The organism is Anaerotignum faecicola (assembly GCA_024460105.1).
GTDB lineage: Bacteria > Bacillota > Clostridia > Lachnospirales > Anaerotignaceae > JANFXS01.
Window position 1 is genome coordinate 1 of sequence record JANFXS010000183.1, and the last position, 494, is coordinate 494.

1 protein-coding gene is annotated in these 494 nt (G+C 43.7%); it reads right to left on the reverse strand.

Annotation, left to right across the window (positions count from 1 at the left end):
• A partial coding sequence (locus NE664_13420; GenBank protein ID MCQ4727632.1) for a hypothetical protein occupies positions 1-494 on the reverse strand: 494 nt, incomplete at both ends.

Below are 494 nucleotides of genomic sequence, written 5' to 3' on the forward strand. Positions count from 1 at the left end.
TCATCAGACAGATTCTCACTGTTGTCCTCTGTTTTTTCCGCCGGATTATCAATAGAATTATCCACCTGGATCATTTCTTCGGACGATACCGATGTCTGTTCTTCTTCATCACTTACCGCATCATTACTGCTTTCTGTTTCCACAGGTGCCGCAATCGTTGTTTCCTCGTTTACTTCGCCATCAGTGGCTTCCACAGGATCTGTTTCCTTGTTCTGGAATTCTTCTGCTTTTTCCTGATTATCTGCAGGAACTTCGGCAGCTTTGTTATTTTTATCATCATCAAAAGCTTTATCATTGCTGTCGTTTTCCTCTATAACAGTAATTGCTGTCGTCAGAACATAGGAAGAATGGCGTGATACGGACAGCTGTCCAGCATCGTCAGATAGCGCTTCCACATCGCTGCTGTTATCAGAACTGGGGGCTGCGGTATTCTCATCAGTTGTTGTATCAATATTACTATCACCTTCTGAAGCCGGTTCAACAGCTGCATGATC